This is a genomic window from Candidatus Aminicenantes bacterium, from assembly GCA_026393795.1.
Classification (GTDB): domain Bacteria; phylum Acidobacteriota; class Aminicenantia; order UBA2199; family UBA2199; genus UBA2199.
This window is the reverse complement of the sequence record JAPKZL010000185.1, coordinates 1-7182: the sequence shown is the minus strand read 5'-3', so window position 1 is coordinate 7182 and position 7182 is coordinate 1. Positions and strand designations below refer to the sequence as shown.

Below are 7182 nucleotides of genomic sequence, written 5' to 3'. Positions count from 1 at the left end.
CCGATACACCACTTCGAAGGGCTCAGCCTGCAGGCGCACGAGGATGCGCGCATCATTTTCGGGTTTACCCACAGCCATTTCACCGCGGCCGCCCTGCAGCGGTTTTTCAAATCCCTGCCGCTCGTATTCCTGAAGCAGGTCCACTCAGGCCGCATCATCCAGGTCTCCGGCCGCCAGTCCCCCAAGGGGACGGTCGTATACGACCAGCCCCCCAGCGAGGCCGACGGGATATTGCTGACAACGCCCGGGATGGTGGCCGTGATCCAAACCGCCGATTGCGTGCCGTTGTTTTTTTACGCCGACGATTTCAGCATCGGCGGCGTCATCCATGTCGGCTGGCGCGGGCTTTGCCAGGGGATCGAAAAGAACCTGCTGGCCATGCTGCCAGGAAGTACCGGCCGCTATTCGTTTTTCCTGGGCCCGGCCATTGAAAAAAATTGTTACACGGTAGGGGAGGATCTGCGTCTTCTTTTCGTTGCCAAGACTTATGTAAATGACATTTTTTATCCAAAAGACAACGGCAAGTATTCGATGGATCTCAAGGAGGGTTTGCGCCTGTCGCTGGTTGACTCCGGCATCAGTGCCAAGAAAATACAAGATTGCGCTATTTGCACCTATTGCGCCGGAGACCGTTTTCCGTCTTTCCGCCGCGACGGCAAGACCGGCAAGCGTATTTTTAATTTTCTGGCCTTAAAATAGCAGCGGGAGCTGAACAATCCCTCTGTCAAAGCTTTTTTCGGCCGCCTGAGGCCCTACAATCGACGAAAGCGAACAGGAAGTCTAATTGCTTCCAGAGAGGATAACGAGCCCTGGCAGGGCATTTCCGCGGTTTAGCGATAATTACAATAATAAAATTAGAAAACGAGTTTAAAACCTGTATTATCAATGTCGGATAAGATAGATTATGTAAACCAATATCAATTTATCAACTAAAATCAGAAAAATTCTTGATTTTATTTTCCTTTATATCCGATATCAGTTTCTCCAAAACAGAGATGATATTTTCTTTGTCGAACTTTTCCTGACTGCAATTAAAATTGATTTTAATATTTTTATCTTCCGAAACAAAGTTGAACCTTACATTTTTTTCATTCGGTTTTTTTCTTTGCTGCTTGATCCTGTCGCGGGAAAATGAATTCTGCCCGTACTGCTCCAGGATCTCGGTCATTTTGGCCGGATCTTCCAGCTTGGTCAGCTCCAGCAAAAATGTTTTCGAATTGATCCCCATTTCCAGGCACTTTTGACGTATCTCAACGGGCAGATCGGTGACCCTGATCAACTCGCTCACCGTGACCCTTGACTTGCCTATCTTCACGGCTATTTCCTCGTGCGTGTATCCGTATATTTCGGCCAGCGACATGATCGATTGCGCTTGTTCGAAAACATTCAGGTCCTTGCGCTGAATGTTCTCCACGATGGAAAGTTCGAGCGCTTCGTTGTCCGGGATATCATGCTCGATGCAGGGCACTTCGCTCATGCCGGCCTGCTTGGCGGCCCTGAAGCGACGTTCTCCGGCGACGATCTCAAAATGGCCGTCCTTGGGCCTGACGATCACCGGTTCGATGATCCCTTTCTCGCGGATCGATTCGGTCAGCTCCTTCAGGTCTCCCATGTCCTTGCGCGGCTGCAACTGGCTGGCAATGATCTTTTCTATAGGAATATTGCGGGTAACCGGCGTTTTCGTGCGCGTGGATATTTCGTCGACCAGGTGGTGATCATGCTTCATTTTGATGAATTCCGGCAAACCGACTTTTTTAGCCATTTTTTAATATTTCCTTAGCCAAAGCTTGGTATTCGACCGCCCCTCTCGAATTCGGGGCAAAGGTGAAAATGGATTCCTTGAAAGCCGGGCTTTCTTCGAGGCGGACGCTCTTGGATATGATGGTTTTGAAAACTTTATCGCCAAACAGCTTGCGGATGTGGGCTTCGCTGTCTTGGGCGATGACGACCCTCCTGTCGTGCAGGGTGATCAGCACGCCCAGCAGCGTCAGGTCGGGATTGCTTCTGGCACGCACTTTTTCAAAAGTCTCGAGCAGGTCGTCGGTCCCCTCAAGGGCGAAATACGATGATTGGATGGGGATAAGCAAATGAGTGGCGGCAACGAACGAATTGATGGTTATAAGTCCCAGAGTCGGCGGCGTGTCGATGATGATGAAGTCATATTTGTATTTGAAGTTATCGAGCCTGTCCTTGAGGCGAAAATGGCCGTCGATCTCCCCTACCAGCTTCGATTCCAGCTTGGCCAACGCGATCGATGAAGGCAGCAGGGCCAGATTGATGATATTGGTGTTTTGAACCACCGATTCGAAGGTCAGATCGACATTTTCCAGGAAATCGTACAAGGAATATTTCTGCTCGTTTTTCTCAATGAAAGTCACGGTGGAGTTGGCCTGGGGATCCATGTCGATGAGCAGCGTCTTATAGCCCAGAAACGCGAAAGCCGCAGAAATATTGATGGAAGTCGTGGTTTTGCCCACTCCCCCTTTCTGATTGGCAATGGTGATAATCACGTTGATCTCCTTTGGCAATTGCACAATGATAAATTATCGGACAGGGAAAGTCAAGAAAAAATCTCATAGATATTAATTTCGAAAAGACATGACAGATGGTAGTGACAGGGCTTGTCCCGATGCGGGTCGCGACCTGTCACTACTAAACATCAATGTCGACGCGTCGACATCAATGAGAGACGATCAGCGGGAAGATACAACTTTGAAATAGATAGGAATGCCGATGAGATTCAATTCCTGGTTCAATCTTTTTTTCAAGAAAAGTTCATCGGAATCGTTCAGTCTGCTGGAGGATTTGCAGTGAAATTTGATGAAAAAAGGGCGATAGGATTCTATGGAAACAAATTTCGGGTTGAAGATCCGCTTATCCGAGGTAATCAGCTTCCTCTCGCGCAGGATCTTTTTGACCATTTCATTTAAAGCCGAAATTTTTACTTTGGCAACCAGTTTTTCATTGATGGCGACCGCCTGGTCGAAAAGCTGGAAAATGTTCTTGCCGGTAAGCGCTGAAACGGCTATAATCGGAGCAAAATAGAGCGAATTGAACCTGGTCTTGGTCAGCTCCAGGAATTTGTTGCTGTTGACCCCTTCGGCGAGCAGGTCGGCTTTGTTGCCGGCAATAATGACCGGCTTGGCGGCGCGAACAATCTTCTGGGCGATCAGCATGTCGTTTTGATCTATGCGCTTGCTGATGTCGATGACAAAAACGATGACGTCGGAATTGCCCATCTCCTTTTCGGCGCGAATGACGGCGGCGCTCTCGGTATCCTCGGCTATTTTTTGGAGCTTGCGTATCCCGGCATTATCGACAAGAATAAAGGTCTGCTGGTTGCGCCTTACTTCCAGATCGACCGAATCACGGGTCGTCCCCGGCAGCGGGCTGACGATGACCATATCGTCGTTGAGAATCTTGTTGATGAGCGAAGATTTTCCCACGTTCGGTTTGCCGATGATGCTGATCCGAGCTCCAGTGCTGAAGTCGGATTCCGGCTGGCTGTCCACATGCAGGGTTTGGGATATTTTTTCGAAGAGAACCTCGACACCAAGGTTGTGTTCGGCCGAAATTTGAATATAGTCGTTTTTCAGCGCATAGTACGACTGCGGCTGCAAATAGGCATCGAGGTTGTCTACCTTGTTCAAAACCGCAATGATCGGTTTATGCAGCCTTTTTATTTCCAGAAACAGGTCTTTTTCATAGCCGAGCAATTCCCTTTTCCCATCGAACAGGAAGATGATCAACTGTGAATTTCTGGCGGCCTTGAATATTTTTTTATTGATCTCGGAATTGATGGTGTTCTTGTCGAGGAAAAAACCGCCGCTGTCCTGCAGATAGTACCAGTTCTGGTCGATCTTGAACTTCTGGCGAAAAATATCGCGCGTCATGCCGGCTTGGGAATGGACCAGGGCTTTCCTTCTGCCCACCATGCGGTTGAAAAGGGTCGATTTTCCGGTATTCGGCACGCCGATGATGGTAATCAATGGAATAGAGCTCATTTTTTCCTATTTCCCTTGAATTATGGCTAATTCCGCCCTTTTTTAGTCAGCAATGCGGTCGAAAAGCATTCAAGGGCTTCTCCCCTGCCGACAGCGTCGATTTTTTCCTTGCTCTTCGCCTTTAAATTGAAATCGTCCTGGGGAATTTGCAGAACTTCGCTGACGTTCTTTTTTATTTCGTTTTTGAAGGGGCTGATCTTCGGCGCTTCGATGATCAGAACACTGTCGATATTGATTATTTCAAACCGTTCGGCGACGAGGATCTCTTTGACCTTGCTCAGCAGGCGCAAACTTCCGATCCCCTTGAACTGCGGATCGCTGTCCGGAAACAGCTCGCCGATATCTGGCTGGCCCATCGCTCCCAGCAGGGCATCGATCAGGGAATGGATCAACACGTCGCCGTCGGAATGGGCTTCGGCCATGAGCGAGCCGGAGATCTTGACGCCGCCGATAAAAAGGCCGTTCCCTGCCTTGAGCCGGTGGATATCGTAGCCGATGCCCGTCCTGAGCTTGATCATGACGTTTTTTTGCCGAAGATGATTTTTCCCGAAGTCGACTGCAGCACCGAGGTCACCTCGATTTCGACCTCGCGGCCGATGTCGGTTTTGGCGTCATCGACCACCACCATGGTCCCATCCTCGAGGTAGGCCAAGCCCTGCTTTTTCTCCTTGCCTTCCTTGGTAATCCGGGTCAGTATTTTTTCCCCGGGATAGACAATCGGCTTGAGGGCAAAGGCCAGCTCATTGACATTCAACACCTTCACATCCTGCAGCTTGGCGATTTTGCTCAGGTTGACGTCATTGGTGATGATCTTGAAATTATGCTCCTTGGCCAACAAAACGAGTTTCTGGTCGACCTCCTTTACTCCCGGGACATTCTTGTTCAGGATCGTCACCGAAATCTCCTTATTCTGCTGCAGCTGCTCGATCACGTCCAGTCCCCTCTTGCCCCTGATTTTCTTGTTGGCGTCCACGGAATCGGCGATGAACTGCAGTTCGGCCAGGACGAACTGGGTGATGATCAATTCGCCTTCGACAAACCCGGAAATGGCGATGGCGACTATCCTGCCGTCGATGATGGCGCTGGTATCGAGCAGATAGGATTGGGTAAAGGCGCTGCTGCCCCTGAAAAACTCCTTGATGTTCAACGGCGAGAACATGTTGGGCTTGCTGATGCCGATGAACAGCCCGGTCACCGGGATGCCGAAAAGGAAAAGGGCCTTGAAAAATATATACGCCGAAAACGACATGGCGATCAGGTTGAACAATTGGAACATGATCCAGCCGACCGCCACTCCGCCGAGCAAACCCAATGAAGCGCTCCAAATGTGCTTTAGTTCGGTTTTCTTGATCTTGAACACCAGCAAGGCCAGGAACGAGGCCAGGGCGGCGCCCAGCACGGCGCCGAGCAACTGCGAGGTTCCCTGGAACGGCGGGTACGTGTATCCGATCAGGGCGAAGATGCCTATGAAAATCAGTTTATAGATGAGAATGAACATGGCGGCTCCTTATTAATTGCTTTGCCCGACTATGGTTAATTTTAACCTATTTTTAGGTAAATATCAACCGGGGTTCCTCCCCGGACCGGCAGAGCTATTTTTTCATCGTCTGGTAAAAATCGACGATATTTTCGATGTAAAATACCGATAAATCATGATTAATCGTCAGCGGCTTGTGGACCGCCGGGAGGTAAAAAACAGTAAAACCCTGTCTTATAGCCTCTTTTAAACGTATTTCCAGGAAACTGATCGGCCGGATTTCCCCGGTCAAGCCCACCTCGCCCATCAGCACCGCGTTGGGATTGGCGTTGATATTTTTATAGCTCCCGATCAAGGCCGAACAAACGGCCAGGTCGGCGGCGGGCTCGCGGATGATCATGCCGCCGGTTATGTTCAGGAAAACGTCCGACTTGTAGAACGGCAGCTTCAATTTTTTTTCAATGACCGACAGCAGCATGGACAGGCGGTAGTTGTCGAAACCGATGGCGATGCGGCGCGGATTGCCGGCGAAGGGGCTTTCGCTCACCAGCGCCTGGATTTCGGTCAGCAGCGGGCGCAAGCCGTTCATGGCCGGGAAGATGGCGGTTCCAGGGGCCTGGGACTGGCGATTCTGGAGAAGCACCTGGCAGGGGTCCTTGACCGAGATCAACCCCTTGGCGGTCATTTGAAAAATGCCGATCTCGTTGACCGGGCCGAAGCGGTTCTTTTCCGCCCTGAGCAAACGGATATCGGCCTGGGTCTCGCCCTGGAAGTAAAGGACGGCATCGACCATGTGCTCCAGCGTTTTCGGGCCGGCCAGCTGTCCCTCCTTGGTGATATGTCCGATGATGAATACGGTGATGCCGCTTTTTTTGGCCAGTTCGATGATGGCGGCGGTCACGTAGCGCAGGGAGGAGACGGAACCCCCGGGCGAGGCCGCTTTTTGGGAGGTGAGGGTCTGGATGGAGTCGACGACCAGGAAATCGGGCTTGATCTCCTTGACGTGGCGCTGCAGGTCCTCCAGCGTTCCGATGGTGAAAAGAAGGATATCGTCGGAGTTGACCGCCAGCCTTTCGGCCCTGATCTTGATCTGCACCGCCGACTCCTCGCCCGAGTAATACAGGACCCGCTTGCCCTTTTGCGACAGGACGGCCGACACTTCCAACAGCAGCGTCGATTTGCCGACCCCTGGTTCGCCGCCGATCAGGGTCACCGAATGGCTGACGATTCCCCCGCCCAGCACGCGGTCGAACTCGTCCATGCCGGTGAGGAGCCGGCTGATCTCCCGGGGATCGATGGCGCCGATTTTTTGCGGCGCCTGGCCCGGTTCCGCATCGACGGCCGCGTCTTCATCCGCTTCGGGGCTTTCCACCAGCGAGTTCCAGGCCTGGCATTGCGGGCAGCGCCCGTAGTATTTGGGCCCCTGGAAACCGCATTCGATGCATTCGAAAAGAGTCGCGTGCTTCATCGGTCGGGAGCGCTGGTCATGCCTTCATTCCTGTCCGTGTCCGTCCTGCGTCACGGTTATTCCCGTTCGTGAAATTCCATGTTGGCGAATTTGGTGAACTTGTCGAGAAAGGCCAGGACGATCTTTCCGGTCGGCCCGTTCCTCTGCTTGGCGACGATCAGGTCGGCCTCGCCCTTCCTTTCCGAGTCCTTGTCGAACTGGTCGTCGCGGTGGATGAAGATGACCACGTCGGC

General features: G+C 51.7%; 8 protein-coding genes. 1 reads left to right on the top strand and 7 read right to left on the bottom strand.

Features of this window, described 5'->3' with window-relative positions:
- A partial coding sequence (locus tag NTW95_08775; GenBank protein MCX6557503.1) for a polyphenol oxidase family protein occupies nt 1–699 on the top strand: 699 nt, incomplete at its 5' end.
- A gap of 226 nt (nt 700–925) precedes the next feature.
- Here the strand turns inward: NTW95_08775 and NTW95_08770 are convergent.
- The 7 genes from NTW95_08770 to NTW95_08740 form a co-directional block, all read right to left on the bottom strand.
- On the bottom strand, nt 926–1762 hold the full coding sequence (locus NTW95_08770) for a ParB/RepB/Spo0J family partition protein (protein MCX6557502.1): 837 nt from the start codon (nt 1760–1762) through the stop codon (nt 926–928).
- A complete protein-coding gene (locus tag NTW95_08765) occupies nt 1755–2510 on the bottom strand; it encodes a ParA family protein (protein MCX6557501.1) in 756 nt (251 codons plus the stop codon). Before NTW95_08765 ends, NTW95_08770 begins: the two co-directional genes overlap by 8 nt.
- A 183-nt stretch (nt 2511–2693) precedes the next feature.
- Nucleotides 2694–4004, bottom strand: coding sequence for a ribosome biogenesis GTPase Der (gene der, locus NTW95_08760; GenBank protein MCX6557500.1), 1311 nt, complete (start codon nt 4002–4004; stop codon nt 2694–2696).
- A 26-nt stretch (nt 4005–4030) separates the two neighbouring features.
- Complete coding sequence (ispF, locus tag NTW95_08755) at nt 4031–4522, bottom strand: 2-C-methyl-D-erythritol 2,4-cyclodiphosphate synthase (protein MCX6557499.1); 492 nt, start codon at nt 4520–4522, stop codon at nt 4031–4033.
- Nucleotides 4519–5502: a TRAM domain-containing protein gene (locus tag NTW95_08750; protein MCX6557498.1), complete on the bottom strand. Its 984-nt coding sequence runs from the start codon at nt 5500–5502 to the stop codon at nt 4519–4521. The genes ispF and NTW95_08750 overlap by 4 nt, the downstream gene beginning before the upstream one ends.
- Nucleotides 5503–5596: 94 nt before the next feature.
- Nucleotides 5597–6949, bottom strand: a complete 1353-nt coding sequence (gene radA / locus NTW95_08745) for a DNA repair protein RadA (protein ID MCX6557497.1) — start codon at nt 6947–6949, stop codon at nt 5597–5599.
- A gap of 56 nt (nt 6950–7005) precedes the next feature.
- Nucleotides 7006–7182 (bottom strand): replicative DNA helicase (locus tag NTW95_08740; protein ID MCX6557496.1); only part of this gene is annotated, 177 nt, incomplete at its 5' end.